Annotated in this window: 14 protein-coding genes; 3 read left to right on the top strand and 11 right to left on the bottom strand. The window is 70.8% G+C overall.

Translation table 11 applies throughout. The features are described from left to right. Positions 1–10 precede the first annotated feature (10 nt). The 8 genes from PGN25_09705 to PGN25_09670 all read right to left on the bottom strand — a co-directional run bounded on the left by PGN25_09705 (position 11) and on the right by PGN25_09670 (position 9,300). Positions 11–667 carry a DUF2939 domain-containing protein gene (locus tag PGN25_09705; GenBank protein MEH3117847.1) on the bottom strand — a complete coding sequence of 219 codons (657 nt, stop codon included), beginning with the start codon at positions 665–667 and terminating at the stop codon, positions 11–13. Between the two features lie 30 nt (positions 668–697). Continuing rightward, positions 698–1,282, bottom strand: a complete 585-nt coding sequence (locus tag PGN25_09700) for an RNA pyrophosphohydrolase (GenBank protein ID MEH3117846.1) — start codon at positions 1,280–1,282, stop codon at positions 698–700. Between the two features lie 152 nt (positions 1,283–1,434). Further along, positions 1,435–3,123 carry a methyl-accepting chemotaxis protein gene (locus PGN25_09695; protein MEH3117845.1) on the bottom strand — a complete coding sequence of 563 codons (1,689 nt, stop codon included), beginning with the start codon at positions 3,121–3,123 and terminating at the stop codon, positions 1,435–1,437. A 385-nt stretch (positions 3,124–3,508) separates the two neighbouring features. Further along, positions 3,509–4,714, bottom strand: coding sequence for a divergent polysaccharide deacetylase family protein (locus tag PGN25_09690; GenBank protein MEH3117844.1), 1,206 nt, complete (start codon positions 4,712–4,714; stop codon positions 3,509–3,511). Between the two features lie 152 nt (positions 4,715–4,866). Next, positions 4,867–6,189: a S41 family peptidase gene (locus tag PGN25_09685; GenBank protein ID MEH3117843.1), complete on the bottom strand. Its 1,323-nt coding sequence runs from the start codon at positions 6,187–6,189 to the stop codon at positions 4,867–4,869. After that, positions 6,189–7,577 (bottom strand): peptidoglycan DD-metalloendopeptidase family protein, encoded by a 1,389-nt coding sequence (locus PGN25_09680; protein MEH3117842.1) that lies wholly within the window; start codon positions 7,575–7,577, stop codon positions 6,189–6,191. Before PGN25_09680 ends, PGN25_09685 begins: the two co-directional genes overlap by 1 nt. Continuing rightward, positions 7,574–8,071 carry a 23S rRNA (pseudouridine(1915)-N(3))-methyltransferase RlmH gene (rlmH, locus tag PGN25_09675; protein ID MEH3117841.1) on the bottom strand — a complete coding sequence of 166 codons (498 nt, stop codon included), beginning with the start codon at positions 8,069–8,071 and terminating at the stop codon, positions 7,574–7,576. Before rlmH ends, PGN25_09680 begins: the two co-directional genes overlap by 4 nt. 353 nt (positions 8,072–8,424) lie before the next feature. After that, complete coding sequence (locus tag PGN25_09670; GenBank protein MEH3117840.1) at positions 8,425–9,300, bottom strand: dienelactone hydrolase family protein; 876 nt, start codon at positions 9,298–9,300, stop codon at positions 8,425–8,427. Positions 9,301–9,427: 127 nt separating this feature from the next. On the opposite strand from PGN25_09670, the gene PGN25_09665 reads away from it, so the two are divergent. Continuing rightward, the gene (locus PGN25_09665; GenBank protein ID MEH3117839.1) at positions 9,428–10,780 is read left to right on the top strand and encodes an MFS transporter; all 1,353 of its coding nucleotides are present in this window, start codon (positions 9,428–9,430) and stop codon (positions 10,778–10,780) included. Between the two features lie 385 nt (positions 10,781–11,165). On the opposite strand, the gene PGN25_09660 is transcribed toward PGN25_09665, so the two are convergent. Together PGN25_09660 and PGN25_09655 are read right to left on the bottom strand one after the other, a co-directional pair. Beyond that, positions 11,166–11,831 carry a DUF2268 domain-containing putative Zn-dependent protease gene (locus tag PGN25_09660; GenBank protein MEH3117838.1) on the bottom strand — a complete coding sequence of 222 codons (666 nt, stop codon included), beginning with the start codon at positions 11,829–11,831 and terminating at the stop codon, positions 11,166–11,168. Positions 11,832–11,857: 26 nt separating this feature from the next. Then, positions 11,858–12,280, bottom strand: a complete 423-nt coding sequence (locus PGN25_09655; protein ID MEH3117837.1) for a phage integrase N-terminal SAM-like domain-containing protein — start codon at positions 12,278–12,280, stop codon at positions 11,858–11,860. A 242-nt stretch (positions 12,281–12,522) separates the two neighbouring features. Between PGN25_09655 and PGN25_09650 the strand changes: the two genes are divergently transcribed. Further along, positions 12,523–13,515 (top strand): IS481 family transposase, encoded by a 993-nt coding sequence (locus PGN25_09650; protein MEH3117836.1) that lies wholly within the window; start codon positions 12,523–12,525, stop codon positions 13,513–13,515. 170 nt (positions 13,516–13,685) lie between these two features. Further along, complete coding sequence (mqo, locus tag PGN25_09645) at positions 13,686–15,419, top strand: malate dehydrogenase (quinone) (GenBank protein MEH3117835.1); 1,734 nt, start codon at positions 13,686–13,688, stop codon at positions 15,417–15,419. Positions 15,420–15,716: 297 nt separating this feature from the next. Here mqo and PGN25_09640 read toward each other — a convergent pair whose 3' ends face one another. Further along, positions 15,717–16,877, bottom strand: coding sequence for an AI-2E family transporter (locus PGN25_09640; protein ID MEH3117834.1), 1,161 nt, complete (start codon positions 16,875–16,877; stop codon positions 15,717–15,719). Between the last annotated feature and the right edge of the window lie 52 nt (positions 16,878–16,929).

Genomic DNA, 16,929 nt, shown 5'->3' with positions numbered 1-16,929 from the left:
GCGTCGGCCGTCAGGGCGACTGGGGAGGGGCCGCGTCCGGTGCCGCCCTGTCCGGAGCGGAGCCCTTGTCGCGCAGGCGCGCGGCCCCGGCGGCGGCTTTCTCGCCGATGCGGGTGCGCAGATCCTCGGACAGCTCGATATCGACGAGGCGCCAGCCCCAGTCGCGCAGGCGCAGGCGCAGGCGGAACTGTTCGTGGCGGGGCCGGTCCGGCGGGACCGCGACCACCACGGAGCGGAAGCCGCGCATGTCGGAGGAGAGATAGTAGCGCAGCAGCCGCTTCAGGTCGGGGATGCGCAGCCCGTCGCGCCGCTCGTGCCGGTCGGCGGGCGCAGCGAGTTCGGCCCCCTGCGGCCAGCCGTCGTCGAGGAGATCGATCACCGCCTCCGGCGTCAGGGCCGATTCCATCACCGGCAGCGCGAAGGCCGCCGCCGCGTCGGCGATGCGCTGCCGCTCGCGCGGATCGAGCGCGGTGCTGTCGGCCTTCACCGCGGCGCTGATCTGACGGGCGAGCGACAGGCGCAGCGTGCGGAAGTTGACCCGCCGCTCCACCGCCGCCGTGTCGCCGGCCTGGACGGCGGCGGCGAAGCCGTAGAGCGACCAGAACGGCGTCAGCGTGTAGGCGAACCAGGCCACCACGGCGAGAAGGGGAACGAGCCACCACCGCATCGGATCAGCCGCGGGTCAGCCGCGGGCGCGTCATGCCGGATCCCGCGCCGGTTCGCCGGTCGCCCCGTGCCAGCCGGACAGCCCCGAGAAGGCCGCGACCACGCCCTCGTAGACCGGGCGCTTGAAGGGGATGATGAGGTCGGGCAGCGCCTCCAGCCGTTCCCAGCGCCACGCGTCGAACTCGGGCTTGTGCCGGCCGCCGCCGGGGGCGTCCACGTCGATCGCCGCCTCGCTGCCGGTGAGGCCGAAGGCGAACCATTTCTGGCGCTGGCCGCGGTAGCGGCCCTTCCAGGCCTGCTTCATGATCTCCGGCGGCAGGTCGTAGGCGAGCCAGTCGCGGGTCTCGCCCAGCAGCGTCACCGCCTCGGCGGGCACGTTGGTCTCCTCGTGGAGTTCGCGCAGGGCCGCGTCGAGGGGGGCCTCGTCGGCGTCGATCCCGCCCTGCGGCATCTGCCAGGCCCGATCGCCGTCGACGTGCTCGGGACCCGCCTCGCGCCTGCGCCGCCCGATGAAGACGCGGCCGTCGCGGCCGAACAGGGCGACGCCCACGCAGGGGCGGTAGGGCAGCGGGCTGCCCTCGGGCAGGCGCAGGAGGTCGTCGCTGGGGCGGGTCATCGCGGGCTCGTGCTGGCGGCGCGACCATAGGAGGCCGAACCGATGCGGGCAACGCCGACCTGCACCGACCGCACGGCTCCGACGCGTCCATGAAAAGGCGCGGGCGCCGCCCCGGCGGCCCCCCGCGCCCGTCCCCGCCCGCCGTGCGATCCTTACGCGGCGCGCACGCGCGCCAGGAAGCGGCCGACCTCGCCGCTCAGATGCGCGGATTGGCGCGACAGCTCCGAGGAGGCGGCGAGCACCTGGGCGGCATTGGCGCCCGATTCCTCGGCGGCCTGGGCCACGCCCGCGATGTTGCTCGTCACCTCGCCCGCGCCCATCGCCGCCTGGGAGACGTTGCGCACGATCTCCTGCGTGGCCGCGCCCTGCTGCTCCACCGCCGCCGCGATGGAGGCGGCCACCGCGCTGATCTCCTCGATCCGTCCGGTGATGCTGCCGATGGCCGTGACGGCATGGCCGGTGGTGTCCTGGATGCGGCCGATCTGAGCAGAGATCTCCTCGGTCGCCCGGGCCGTCTGGTTGGCGAGTTCCTTGACCTCGGACGCGACCACCGCGAAGCCCCGTCCGGCCTCGCCGGCGCGGGCCGCCTCGATGGTGGCGTTCAGCGCCAGGAGATTGGTCTGCCCGGCGATGGTGGTGATCATCGTCACCACGTCGCCGATCTTGGCGACCGCCGCGCTCAGTTCCCGCACATGGGCGGCCGTCCGCGCCGCCTCGCCGACCGCGGCCTGGGCGAGCATCGACGAGCCGCCGACCTGCCGCCCGATCTCCTGCACCGAGGCGCCGAGTTCCTCGGCCGCCGCCGCGACGGTGTTGACGTTGGCGGCGGCTTCCTCCGCCGCCGCCGCCACGCTGACCGACTGGCCGGCGGTGCGGGTCGCGGCGGCGGTCATGCCCTGCGCCGAGGCCTGCAACTGACTCGCGGCGGCCGAGACGAGGCTGACGACGCCGCCGACCGCGTGCTCGAAGCCGTCGGCCGTCTCGTGCATCGCCGCCTTGCGCTGGGCCTCGGCCCCGGCGCGTGCCAGCGCGCTCTCCTCTTCCAGGCCGCGCATCCGGATCAGGCCGTCCTTGAAGATCTGCACCGCATCGGCGATCGACCCGATCTCGGTCCGCCGGCCCCGATGCGGGATCGCGACGGAGAGATCGCCCGCGGCCAGCGCCTGCATCGGCGCGACCACCGAGGCGATGCCGCGGGTCACGCCGCGGATGATCAGCAGGGCCAGCAGGATCGAGAAAACGAGCCCGAGGGCGGTCACCGCGAAGCCGAGGTTGCGGGCCCACCGGAACACCGACTCGCCCGTTTCCATCGCGTGGGCGGCGCCCTCGTTGTTGAAGGCGATCAGCTTCTCCAGGGCGGCCGACATCGCCCGGCGCGGGGCGAGGCCGTTGGACTCGTAGTAGGTGAAGGCCTCGGCCTTCCGGCCCTGGCGCGAGAGGTCCATCACGACCCTGCGCTCGGCCTCGAACACGGCGTTCTCGCGCAGATAGGTCTCGTAGAGCGCCCGCTCCTCGGGGGAGGCGATCAGCGGCTCGTAGGCCGCGCGCCTGTCGGCCACGAGCTTGCCGAAGCGCTCGAAGTCCCGCTCCATGGCCGCCACCATCTGCGGGTCGGTGGCTTGGCTGTGCCGCAGCATCACGCCGTTCATCCGCGCCGCCGCCGTGTCGATCTCGCCGAGCAGGCGCATGCTGGGGAGCCAGTTGCGCTCGATGTCGAGCGCCTGCTCCCGCATGGCCTGGGTACTGAAATGTCCGAGTGTCCCGAGGCCGACGAGGAAGAGCGTCAGCACCGCGAAGGACGCGACCAGCTTGCTGCGGATGGGAAGGGATTGGAGCGACACGAAAAACTCCGGGCAGGAACCTCATGCCCGGATCGGCTCTGCGGGCGGAACGATCCTGCCGGTTAAACAGTTACCGGATCGCCAACTGTTGAACGGATTCGTTTGTCGCACTCCGGATTGGACTCTTCGCGGTTCGTTGGAGCCGTCGGTATTATTAGATAGTACTCGCCGTTACAGATATTGCATGTGTAAGTTTTGGTTCTGTCATGTGGGGAAGCGATCGTCATCGAAGCATCGTTGGAGGCGCTGTCTCCACTCGGCTCCCTGGCCGATGCCGGACGCAGTTGTCCGCGCGGAACACTGGAAAGGCCCGGCCGATATCGAACATCGTTCTTCTGGGGCGGTTCCGAAAGGTGGTTGCCGGCTTGTCGGAAAAGACGATGCGTTAGGGCGCGGCGCTCGACAGCTTCGCCACGCCGCCCGCCTGCCGGAGGGAGGCGGAGACCGGCACCAGCCGCACGCCGCGCGCCTCCAGATCCCGCGACCAGCGGGACAGACGGTCGATGGTCAGCGGCGAGGCGCCGGCGGAGGCGAGCGCGAAACCCTTCTGCCGCGCCAGCGTCTCCAGGCGGGCGAGTTCCGCGTCGATGGCGTCGGGCCGGGGGACCGCATCGACCACGATCCCGGCGCGGGCGGCCGGCAGCTTGGTCCTGGCCGCCACCCCCGCGAACGGCGTGCCGGGAAAGCTTCCGTCGTCCACGAAGCCGAGCCCGCGGGCGGAGAGTTCCTTCAGGACCGGCTCCAGGGCGGCGGCCTCGCTCATCAGCTTGGCGCCCATGAAGTTCACCACGCCGACGAAGCCGGGAAACCGGCTCATCGCCCAGGCGGTGCGGTCGAGGTTCTCCCCGGGCCGCGCGGCGGCGAGCAGGGTCTGCGGTCCGGGATCGCTGTCGGGATAGTCGAACGGCTCCATCGGCAACTGGAGCAGGATCTCGTGGCCGGCCTCGCGGGCGCGTGCGGCGGTCTTCTCCAGATCGCCGCCGTAGGGCGAGAGCGCGAGGCTGATCGCGGCGGGAAGCCGGGCGATGGCGCCCAGGGTGGCGGCCTCGCCGATCCCGAGCCCCGAGACCAGCACGGCGATGCGCGGGCTGGTGCCGGGCTCCTCCGGCCGGGCGTAGACGTCGAGCGGCCGCAGCCGGCCCTCGCCGATGCGGGGCAGGGGGCCGTGGCGCCCGCGCTCGGTCAGGCGCGGGTCGGGCGCCGGGTTGAGCTTGACCTGGGTCGCGTTCGGCACGCGGATGATGACCGGCGCGTCGGGCGCGGTCGAGCCGTCGGGGCGGACCACGCTGACGCCGGAGGCCTGCTCGACCTCCCGCGCCGATTGCGACGGGCCCGGAAGGGTCGGCGGCGCAGCCTCGGCCACGCGCGGAGCGGGCGCGGCGGGCTCGCGGATCTCGATCGTCGCGCTCGCGCGGGGCTCGCCGCCGCGGGGATCGCCGGTGAGCGCGACGCCGGCGGCGAGGAGGGCGAGCGCCAGCGAGACGGCGCCGGCCGCCGCGCCCGGCGTCGGGCGCAGGGCGAAGCGTGCGCGGACCGCCTTGCCCCCGACACCGAGGGGCTTCGTCAGGATGTCGTCGGCCGCGTCGCTCACCCGCCGTCCCGCCCCGCTGGCGCATGATCGGACGACCGGAGGCGGGCCTTCGACGAGAGACGGCCCGCAAACCCGGTCTGAGCCGGTATTGCGGGCCGTCATGGTTAATCTTTCGCTAACCGCGCGGCGGTTGTCCACCGCGGGCGGGACGATCAGTTCTGCGTGGCGGGCTTCGTCACGTTGGCCGCACCCTTCTGGATGCCGTGCAGGAAGTCGACCGCCGCGATGAGCTGCTTGTCCTTGGCCGGGTCCGGCGGGATGTAGGCCGAGGAACCGCCGCGCTCCTCGACATCCTTCTGCTTCAAGTGCCCCTTCAGGCCGGCCTCGCCCTTGGTCTCGTCCTTGCCCTTCAGATCGTCGGGCACCTCCTGCAGCACCTCCTGATCCGGCTCGATGCCCTTGGCCTGGATCGAGCGGCCGGACGGCGTGTAGTAGCGCGCGGTGGTGAGGCGCAGGGCGCCCTGGCCGCCGAGCGGGATGATCGACTGCACCGAGCCCTTGCCGAAGGAGCGCGTGCCCATGATCGTCGCGCGCTTGTGATCCTGAAGGGCGCCGGCCACGATCTCGGAGGCCGAGGCCGCGCCGCCGTTCACCAGCACGACGATCGGCTTGCCCTTGGCGAGGTCGCCGGCCTTGGCGGAGAAGCGCTGCGTCTCGTCCGGGTTGCGGCCGCGGGTCGAGACGATCTCGCCCCGGTCGAGGAAGGCGTCGGAGACCATCACCGCCTGGTCGAGCAGGCCGCCCGGGTTGTTGCGCAGATCGAGGACGTAGCCCTTGAGCTTGTCGGCGCCGATGTCGGTCTGGAGCTTCTCGATCGCCGTCTTGAGGCCGTCGAAGGTCTGCTCGTTGAACTGGGTCAGGCGCACGTAGCCGACGTCGTTGCTCTCGACCTTCGAGCGCACGGGGCGGATCTTGATGATGTCGCGGGTCAGCGAGACGTCGATCGGGTCCTTCGACTCCTTGCGGGAGATCTTCAGCTTCACCGTGGAGTTCACGGGCCCGCGCATCTTGTCGACGGCCTGATTCAGGGTCAGACCCTGGACCTGATCGTCGTCGATCTGGGTGATGATGTCGTTGGCGAGCAGGCCGGCCTTGGAGGCGGGCGTGTCGTCGATCGGCGAGACCACCTTGATCAGGCCGTCCTCCATGGTGACCTCGATGCCGAGGCCGCCGAACTCGCCGCGCGTCGTCGTCTGCATGTCGCGAAACGCCTTCGCGTCCATGTAGCTCGAATGCGGGTCGAGCGAGGTCAGCATGCCGTTGACGGCCGCCTCGATCAGCTTCGACTCGTCGGGCTTCTCGACGTAGTCGGTGCGCACCTTCTCGAACACGTCGCCGAACAGGCTCAACTGGCGGTAGGTCTCGGCCGAGGCCGCGATGGCGCTCGTACCGGACAGGAGCTGGGTCTGGGTCGACAGGGCCGAGGCGCCGATGCCGAGGGCCGCGCCGAGCAACACGAGGGACACTTTGCGCATTATCCGCGAACCTTCTCGCTGGAACTTCTCGCCCACCAGGGCTCCGGATCGATGGAGCCGCCGTCTTTCCTGAACTCGACGTACAGGACGGGATCGGCGCGATCATCGTCCCTCTGTGACGCAGCCTGCGCCCCGTTCGGCGGCGTGCTTGCCGGGATGCCGCTGCCCTCGCCCATCACGGCCACCGGTTCGCCCGCCAGCACGAACTGGCCGACCTCGACGTTGATCCGATCCATCCCCGCGAGCAAGAGATAGTAGCCGTCGCCCGCATTGATGATCAAGAGACGGCCGTAGGACCGGAAGGGCCCGGCGAACGAGACCCAGCCGTCCGCCGGAGAGGACACGACGGCCTTGGCCCGCGTCCGCAGCGAGATGCCGCGGGTGGTGCCGCCCTGGCCGTCGGGCTGGTTGAAGCCGCGCGCGAGGGTGCCGCTCGCCGGCCTGGGCAGCTCGCCGCGGGCCTCGGCGAACCTCACCTTGGGCGCGAGCCGGGCCGGATCGCGGGCGCCGGCCGCCGCGAACTTTTCCTGGACCGCCCGCTGCTCCCGCTCCGCGGCGGCCCGGGCCTCGTCGGCGGCGCGGCGGGCGCTCGACAACTCGCCCTCCATCCGGTCGACGAGATCCTTCAGCGACTTGGCCTGGCTGCCGAGTTCGGCGCTCTTCTGGCGCTCGGCGGTGAGGCTGGATTCCACCTCCGCCTGCCGGCTGCGGCGGGCCGCGATCAGGGCGTCGAGGCGCTGGCGCTCGGCGGCCCAGCCGGTGAGATCCTTCCTGAGGGCCTCGCGGTCGGCGGCGATCAGTCCGCGCACGCGCACCAGTTCGGCGAGGTCGCCCGCCAGCGTGTCCGCCTCGCCGCGCAGTTCCGGCACCACGGCGCCGAGCAGCATCGAGGTGCGGATCGCCGCGAGCACGTCCTCGGGCCGCACCAGCACCGCGGGGGGCGGGCGCCGGCCCATGCGCTGGAGCGCGGCCAGGATCTCGGCGATCACCGCCCGGCGCGCGATCAGCGACTTGCGGATCGCCGCGTCGCTGTCGGTCAGCGCGCGCAGGCGCTCCTCCAGCCGGTTCAGCCGATCCTCGGTCGCCCGGGCCTGGCGCCCGGCATCGAGCAGGGCGGCGCTGAGCTTGGTCCGGTCCGAGCCGATCGCGGCGATCTCGGCTTCGAGCGCGGCGCGGTTGCCGGCGCTCGCCGCGAGCGCCTCCTCGATCTGCCCGAGGCTCTGGGCGCGCCGGTCGCGCTCCTCCTGCGTGCGCCGCATCGCCTCCGGATCGGGCGTGCCCTGCTGCGCACGCACCGGCGCGCCGACGACGCCCGCGACGGCGAGGGCCGTCAGCAGGGCGGTCGGGAGGGGCGCGCGCCGTGGGTGAGCCGTCACCGCTCGTCTCATGCCTCGGGATCGCCCCGGTGATAGGGGTGACCGGCCAGGATGGTCAGGGCCCGGTAGGCCTGCTCGAGGGCGAGCACGCGCACCAGACCGTGCGGCAGTGTCGCCGCTCCGAAGGCGAGAATATGGTCGGCGCGGGCCCGCACGCGCTCGTGAAGCCCGTCCGCCCCGCCGACGACGAGGACGAGGGCGCTGCGCCCCGCGTCGCGCCACGCTCCGACCCGGGCGGCGATGCGCTCGCTCGGCCAGTCGGAGCGCCCGCGCTCGTCGCAGGCGATCACCGCGGCATCCGCCGGCACGAGCGCCAGGATCGCCTCGGCCTCTTCCGCCACGCGGTCGGGAGCGCGGCGCGCCCGGGATTCGGGGATCTCGGCAAGGTCGCAGGCCGTGATGCTGAGGCCCCGGCCGAGCGCGACGGCGCGCTCGCGGTAGCGGACGGCGAGATCCCGCTCCGGCCCGTTCTTCAGGCGGCCGATGGCGACGACGAGGAGACGCAAGGGCGGGCGGTGGTTCGAGAGCGGGCGAAGCATCGCCGGGACGGCACGCCCATAGCACGATCGTGCGCGGCGTCAGCCCCGAAACCGGCGGCGCGGACGACAGGGCGCCGGACGCGAACCGACGTTCTTTCAGCGCCTCTCCCCAGTCCCTCGCGGCCGTCGTTCCGGGGCCGCGAGCGGAACCCGGAATCCATCCGTGATGGGGCGCCGAGGCCGGTCGTAGGTTGCGGGTTCGCTTGTCGGCGCGACCGACGCCGGCGAGGATTTCTCCGCCTTCGTGCCCGCCGGCTCCCTGTGTCTCGCCGCGGCGCTGATGGCACGGTTCGTCGGGACGCGGCCTGACCCGGGACGGCTCAGGCGACCCCGTGCTCGCGGAACCACGCCCGCAGCTTGGCCCAGGCGTCCGCCGCCGCGGCCTCGCGGTAGGTCGGGCGGTAATCGGCGAAGAAACCGTGCGGCGTGTCCGGGTAGACCTCGATCCGCGAGGGGCTGCCCGCCGCCTTCAGCCTCTCCTGCATCTCGGCGACGATCGGGGCGGGAATGGTGTCGTCCTTGCCGCCGTAGAGCCCGAGCACCGGCGCCTTCAGGGCGGCGGCGACGTCGACCGGGTTGCGCGGCTTCAAATCCGAGACCGGCGCGGCCGCGCCGCCGAGGATGCCGTAGAAGGCGACGCCCGCCTTCAGCGCCGGGGACTGCGCCGCGTAGAGCCAGACGATCCGCCCGCCCCAGCAGAAGCCGGTGATGCCGAGCCGCCCGGTATCGGCGCTGCCGCTCCGGCCCGCGAAGGCGACCGTCGCGTCGAGGTCGCTCATCACCTGCGCGTCCGGCACCTTCGGCACGATCTGCGTGCGGATCGTCGGGATGTCGGCGGTGGAGGCGTCGCCCTGGCGGGCGAACAGGTCGGGTGCGATGGCGTAGTAGCCGAGCTTGGCCAGCCGCCGGCAGACGTCGCGGATGTGCTCGTGGACGCCGAAGATCTCCTGCACGACCAGCATCGCCGGGAAGGGGCCGCCCGTGGCCGGCATCGCCCGGTAGGCCGGGATCTCGACGCCGAGCGAGGGCACCTTCACCTCGTCCGCCGTCAGCCCGTCCGTGGGCGTCGTGATCGTCGCCGCCGCGACCGGCTGGACCGCGAGGGCGAACCCGGCTCCGAGGCTCGTCTTCAGGAAGGCGCGGCGGCCGGGCTGGGCGCCCGCGCTCGCGCAAACGTGTCGGGGTTCTTCCTGCATGGCGCCCTTCCTCCCGGGTTCGATTCCTTCTACCTGCACCGCCGGTCCGCGGGAACCGGCGCGAGGCCGCCCCGCCTCGAACCGCGCCCGGTGCCTTGCCCGGTGCCTTGGCCACGCAAGGACACGAATGACCTTCCACGATCCCGCGCATGACACAGCGCATGACACAGCGCACGACACAGGGCATGCGGCGCCGGCCCGCCTCGACCGGAAGGCGGTCGGCGCCGTCGTCCTCGGCAACGCGCTGGAATTCTACGACTTCACGATCTACGCCTTCTTCGCCAAGTCGATCGGCGCCGCCTTCTTCCCCTCGGACAGCGCGACCGACAGCCTGCTCGCCTCGCTGGCCCTGTTCGGGATCGGCTACGTGATGCGCCCGGTCGGCGGCGTCGTGATCGGCGCCTTCGCCGACCGGGCCGGGCGCAAGCCCGCCATGCTCGTCACCATCGCCCTGATGGCCGTCGGCATGCTGATGCTGGCGGCCTGCCCCGGCACGGCGGTGCTCGGGGGCTGGGCGCAGGTCGTCGTCATCGCCGGGCGGCTGATCCAGGGGCTGGCGCTCGGCGGCGAGGTCGGGCCCTCCACCGCCTTCCTGATCGAGGCGGCCCCGGCCCGCCACCGCGGCTTCGTCGCGAGCTGGCAGATCGCCAGCCAGGGCTGCGCCGCCCTGGTCGCCGGCCTCGCCGCCACCGGGCTGACGCTGGTTCTGGGCGATGCGGCCATGGCCGATTGGGGCTGGCGGCTGATGTTCGGCCTCGGCCTCCTCGTCGTGCCCGTCGGCCTCGTGATCCGCAGCCACCTGCCGGAGACGGCGGGCGAGGGCCTCGACCCCGCCGCCGCGTCCTCGACCGGCGCGGTGCTGGGCCGGCTGCTGCGCCGGCACGGGCGGATGCTCGGCCTCACCTTCCTCGTCATCGCCGCCTCGACCGTCTCGAACGCCGTCGGCACCAACATGCCGGTCTATGCCGGGGCGACGCTCGGCCTCTCGGAGATGGCGGCCAACGCCGTGCCGATCGCGCTCGGCCTCGCCTCGGTGGCCTTCCCCCTGCTCGGCGGCTGGCTCGCCGACCGGTTCGGACGCAAACCGGTGATGATCTGGCCGCGCGCGCTGATCCTCGTGCTCGCCGTGCCGGCCTTCCTGTGGATGCTGCGCGCCCCGAGCGCCCTCAGCGTCTACGCCGTCACCTTCCTGCTCTCGGCCCTGTCCTCGATCAACGCGGCGGCGATCATCGTCGGCATCCCCGAATCGCTGCCGCGGGCGGTGCGCAGCGCCGGGCTCTCCATCGTCTACGCCCTCGCGGTCTCGATCTTCGGCGGCAGCACGAACTACCTCGTGAACTGGCTCATCGCCGCGACCGGCGACCGGATGGCCCCGGCCTACTACCTCGCCGCCTTCAGCCTGATCGGCACGGTCGCCGCCGGGCTGCTGCCGGAGACGCGGGGGCGCGACATCCATGTCGATGCCGCGACGCGGGGGTGAGGCGTCCGGTCTCGCAGCATTCCGCAAGGCGGCTCCGGTCTTCCGGAAGAAGACGATGCGCGGATCGCCGAAGCTGATCGTTGGGGTTGATCCGCTCTCGATCTCACGCAGACCTTCACGATGTCCGCTTCACGGCATTTCGCTATGCTGGTTTCCTATGGATGGTTCTTTTGAAAAAGTTCGTTTCGGATGGTCTTCGCCGGCATCCGAAACAGACCGGCCTTTTCGGTTCGGCTGGAGTACACCCGTAGCGAACCGACGCCATCCGGCACGTTTCGACCCATGCCAGTCGTGCGGACAGTCACCGGCTGATCCCGAAAGCAGCCATCGTAGGCCGTTTGGCAACTTCGTCTCGGGGTCGGAAGCGGCCCCTGCTGGTCAGCTATCAGAGGTTCGACAGCGTGCGCCCGCGGGCCGCCTTGATGACTTCGTGCGCGGGGATGTTGACCCAGGCGTCGCCGCCAGTATCCGCCCCCGCTTCCAGCCAGTCGCCCACGATCCGGTAGCCGAGGGTGTAGCCGAGCCAGCGCGGATACCGTCCTCCGAAGCCGAAGAACCACGCGCGGTGGTCATGTCCGTTGCCCACGAGCGTCGCATTGTCCGGCAAGTTGGCCGCGAGCACCTCGTCGGTGACGGCGCATTCCCACGGCTCGGGTGGCGAGCTGAACAGGCGGCTGACGAACTGCCCCGCCAAGCCCTCGCTCACCAGGGCCTCACCCAGCGTCCAGCCGTAGCCGGGACCGGCCATGCGCATGCAGTGGTGGGCCTCGTGCGCCACGGTCCGGCGCAGGTCTCCATTGCGCAGTGCGCGCGAGAAGTTGGGGTTGTCGGGGTCGATGGTGAGGGAGAACAAGCCAGGGCGCATGGCCTGTCCTGTCGTGCCAGTCTCCGGGATCACCGCGCCGGGCAGACGCTGCACGAGGATATCGAGTGGTGACACTGGCAGCACGCCCGCTACAGCCTTTCGGGCGATCTCGACCTCCTCGGCGATGGTGCTACGCCAGGGACCCAAATCGCCGGACGCCTCAAGCCAATGTAGCCGCCACGTCATCCTATGCCTCGTCGGGCTCCATAGCCTCATCCTGCCGTGGGTGGCAGGATGGGACAACTCCGCCTACGGGTCGGAGACAAGCGCGGCGGCGACGTCCGCTTCACGCCATTGCGGCCCGAAAGCGGATCGGCAGATCCTGAAGAGTTTCGGTCGCCGTGAGGCGTACGAAAGTCGTGGATGAGCGTGTGGACGAAGAAGAAGCGCAGGGCGGAGACGATGGCGTTCATCGTCGGCACGCCGAGGCCGACCTCCTGTTGGGCGATCTGGAAGCGGCGCAGGTCGTCGCCGGTCGCGGTATCGGGCGATCGCCGCAGGAAGGCAGCCAGCCGCCCGACGTCGCGGATGTAGTTGCGCTGCGTCGCCCGGGAGAACCGGCGCAGGGTCATATCGTCGATCAGGCGCTGACGCAGCGAGCCGCCGGCAGCGGCGGGAACGGCAAGGACGGTCATGGGATGGCTCCGCTCGAAGGAAGGGAGCCGGGATCGTCCGCCCGAGCTGGGCGCCCCTCAATCGGCGCAGGGCGTTCGGGTCAATCCGCCGACCTCGAAGCTGCCACCCATCCCGCGCGAGCGGGTTCGTTCATCCACCCGTAGCAGCCATTCGCACAGTCAAGCTGATTGGGTTTTGACCCTAGGTGTTTGATCCCAGGGTTTGATGGTGCACTCTTCACGTTGGAGTGGAGGGACGCGCTATGGGCCAAGTTCTTCACGGCAGCGCCACCACGACGGAGGCAGTCCGTCGAGCGATCCAGCATAGTCAAGCGAGCCTGAGGGCGCTCTCGAAGCGCTACGGGATCAACCGGAAGACGGTCGCCAAGTGGCGGCAGCGGACCTCGGTCGCCGATCAGCGCACGGGTCCGAAGGATCCCCGCTCGACGGTGCTGTCACAGGAGGACGAGGCGGTCGTCGTCGCCTTTCGCCGCCATACGCTCCTGCCGTTGGACGACTGCCTCTACGCGCTCCAGGCGACGATCCCGCACCTGACCCGTTCGTCGCTGCATCGGTGCCTGCAGCGCCACGGCATCAGCCGACTGCCGGAGGTCGACGGTGACAAGCCCAAGCGGTCACGCTTCAAGACCTGCCCGCTCGGCTATTTCCACATCGATCTGGCCGAGGTTCACACAGCCGAAGGGCGACTCTACCTGCTCGTCGCTATCGACCGCACGACCAAGTTCGCCTTCGTTGAGCTCCACGAGAAGGCCACGCGGCGGGTCGCAGGTGACTTCCTCCGCCATCTCATCGAGGCCGTGCCTTACAAGGTGCACACGGTGCTCACCGACAACGGCACCCACTTCACCACGCCCGGCAACGTCGCCTCGGCCGCTTCCGTCATCAAGGAGGCGATTGTAGCCGGCGAGACCTTCCGAGCCCACAGCTTCGAACTTGCCTGCGCCCGCAACGATATCGACCATCGGCTGACCAAACCGCGCCACCCCTGGACGAACGGTCAGGTCGAGCGGATGAACCGCACGATCAAGGACGCGACGGTCAAGCGCTACCATTACGACAGCCACGCGCAACTCCGTGCGCACTTGGCCGACTTTGTCAGCGCCTACAACTTCGCACGCCGTTTGAAGACCCTGCGCGGCCTCACGCCCTACGAAGCCATCTGCAAGGCATGGTCCGCTGAGCCCGGCCGCTTCAGGTCAAACCCGCTCCACCAAATGCCGGGACCAAACAGATAGAGCGGTTCGCGCTCCGCCGCGAACCAACCTCGACGACGGCGCGACAGCGCGTTGCACGTGTTCAAGGTTTCACGGCATGGCAGCCATGTAATCACCGGGTTGTACGCCCCCCGCGCTTGTAGTAGCCGACCACCGGGGTCAATAAATTTTTGAACGGTGCGAAAAATAAAATGAAGAATGACGATAAAATGCACATCCGCCCCGCCGATGCGCAGCATAGCCCGTTCGCGATGAACCGTCGTCACGTCATCGGCGGCGCCCTGGCGGGGCTGGCGGCGACGGCGCTGCCGGGATCGCCGCTGCTGGCCGCCGACGAGCCCCGGAAGGTCGACGTCCTGCTGATCGGCGGCGGCATCATGAGCGCGACGCTCGGCGTCTGGCTGCGCGCGCTCGAACCCGACTGGTCGCTGGAGATGGTCGAGCGGCTCGACGGCGTGGCGCTGGAAAGCTCCAACGGCTGGAACAACGCCGGCACCGGCCACTCGGCGCTGGCCGAGCTGAACTACACGCCGGAGGATTCCAAGGGGAACATCCAGATCGGCAAGGCCGTCGAGATCAACGAGGCCTTCCAGGTCACCCGTCAGTTCCTGGCCTGGCAGGTCCGGCAAGGCGTGCTGAAGAACCCCCACTCCTTCATCAACGCCACGCCCCACATGAGCTTCGTCTGGGGCGAGGACAACATCACGTATCTGCGCAAGCGCTACGAGGCGCTGAAGGCGAGCCCGCTGTTTGCCGGGATGGAATTCTCGACCGACCCCGAGCAACTGAAGAAGTGGGTGCCCCTGATGATGGAGGGGCGCGACCCGAAGCAGAAGGTCGCCGCCACGTGGTCGCCGCTCGGCACCGATTGCGAGTGGGGCGAGGTCACCCGCCAGTACGTCGCCGCCCTGAAGAGCGGGCCGAACTTCGATCTGCGCCTCTCCACCGAGGTCGAGAGCTTCGAGCGCATCAAGGACGGCAACGATGGGCACACGAACGATGGGTACAGGTGGCGCGTTACCTCGAAGAACCTGAAGGACGGCACCCGGCAGACGGTCGATGCCCGGTTCGTGTTCATCGGTGCGGGCGGCGGCGCCCTGCACCTTCTGCAGAAATCCGGCATCCCGGAGGCCGACGACTATGCCGGCTTCCCCGTCGGCGGCTCGTTCCTCGTCACCGAGAACCAGGACGTGGCCCTGCGCCACCTCGCCAAGGCCTACGGCAAGGCCTCGGTCGGCTCGCCGCCGATGTCGGTGCCGCACCTCGACACGCGGATGCTCGACGGCAAGCGCGCGATCCTGTTCGGGCCGTTCGCGACCTTCTCGACCAAGTTCCTGAAGGAGGGCTCCTACTTTGACCTGCTCTCCTCCACGACCACCAGCAACGTCTGGCCGATGATCCAGGTCGGCGTGGAGCAGTACCCGCTGATCGAGTACCTCGCCGGCCAGGTGATGCTCTCCGACGAGGACCGCTACCAGGCCCTGCGCGAATACTTCCCCGACGCGAAGAAGGACGAGTGGCGCCTCGTCCAGGCCGGCCAGCGCGTGCAGATCATCAAGCGCGATCCCGAGAAGGGCGGCGTGCTGAAGCTCGGCACCGAGGTGGTCGCGGCGAAGGACGGCAGCATCGCCGCCCTGCTCGGCGCCTCGCCGGGCGCCTCGACCGCCGCGCCGATCATGCTGAACGTGCTGGAGAAGGTTTTTGCGAAGAAGGTCGCCAGCCCCGAGTGGCAGGCGAAGATCCGCCAGATCGTGCCGAGCTACGGCACGCGGCTGAACGACGATCCGCAGCGGGTGCAACAGGCGCTGGCCTATACCAGCGAGCACCTGCAGCTCACCCCGCCGCCGCAGATCGGCGCCCCGGCGCCGGCCCCCGCCCCGGCCGAGATGGGAACCGTCAAGCCGGTCCCCGACATGGCGCCGTAAGAGTGCCTCACAAAACTCCCGATCACCGTCCGCGCCCACTCCGGGCGCGACAGCGCAGCGGGAGTTTTGTGAGAGACACCAAGGCCCGCAGCCGACCGATCCCGCGGGCCCGTGCAAGCCTGCGGGATACGCCCGTCATCGCGAGGCCGTCCGGCGTCGCGCCGCCGGATCGCTTCGCTGACGCTCGCGACGACGGTCTGAGGCACCCTCCTCGTCATTGCGAGGCGGAGCCGAAGCAATCCAGGCCGCAACGGTGCCGGACGAGGCTCGCGAAGCCGAAACCATCCGAAGCCGCTCTCACGCCTCCCTGGCCCCGTCCTCGATGTAGAGTTCCTCCAGCAGCACCTTGATCACCGCCACCAACGGCAGGGCCAGGGCCACGCCCCACAGGCCGAACAGCACGCCGAGCAGGAGCTGGCCGGCGAAGATCGTCGCCGCCGGCAGGTCGAGGGCGCGGCGCTGGATGAAGGGGGTGAGCCCATAGCTCTCCGCCGCCTGCACCGCGAGATAGACGCCGAGCGCCCCGAGCAGGGCGTTGAAGCCGGAGGCGAGGCTGCTCAGCACGATCACCACGCCCGCGATCAGCGGCCCGATCGTCGGCACGAAGGCGAGCAGGCCCGCCTGGAGCCCGAGGATCAGCGCGCCGCCGATGCCGAGGACGCCGAGCCCCGCCCAGGTCAGCCCGAAGATCGCCGCCATGGTCACGAGCTGGCCGAACAGCCAGTGCCGCAGGGTCTCGCCCGCGCCGTCGAGCACCCGCGCGCCGGTCTCGCGGTGGCGCGGCGGCACCAGCCGCAGGGCGCCGTCGCGGTAGCTGCCCGGATCGACGGCGATGGCGACGCCGAGGAAGACGATCACGAGGACGTTGCCGAGCGCGTCGAACAGGGCGATCACCACGGTCGCCGCCGGCCCGAGCACGCTGCCGGCATCCGACAGGAGCGAGCCGGGGCTCTTCAGCGCCCCCGAGGCGAGGCCGGCGAGGCCGCTCTCCTTCCGGCTCTTCCCGTCCTCGCTCTGACCGGCGTCGTCACCGGCGCCCGGGCCGGTCCCCTGCCCGCCGCCCTGGCTCACGGCCGGAGCGCCCTGCGACAGGTCGATCTCGATGCCGCGCTGCTTCAGCCAGTCGCGCACGGTCTCCGATTGCTGGCGCACCGTGGTGCCGAGGTCGCGCGCCTGGCTCGCCACGGTGGCGCCGCCGAAGGCGGAGAGCCCGAAGGCGAGGGCGGCCAGCGCGAGGCAGGCCAGCGCGAGGCGAAAGCCCCGCGGGATCGGCAGCACGTGGCCGAGGCCCCGGGTCAGCCCGTCGAGGAAGACGGCGAACAGCACGCCGGCGAAGATCAGCAGCAGCGTCGCCGCCGCCGTCCAGGCGAGCCAGAGCAGGGCTGCGAAGGCCACGACCGCGATGCCCGCGGCAGCGAGGCCGCGCGCCCCGGGCAGGCTGGGAGAGGATGCCGTCATGAGGGATTCCGTTCGCGGTGTTCGGGCCAGGCCCAGGATGTCAGACCCAGGA

Source organism: Methylorubrum populi (assembly GCA_036946625.1).
Taxonomy (GTDB): Bacteria; Pseudomonadota; Alphaproteobacteria; order Rhizobiales; family Beijerinckiaceae; genus Methylobacterium; species Methylobacterium populi_C.
The sequence above is the reverse complement of the archived record's forward strand: the minus strand, read 5'-3'. Positions and strand labels throughout refer to the sequence as shown.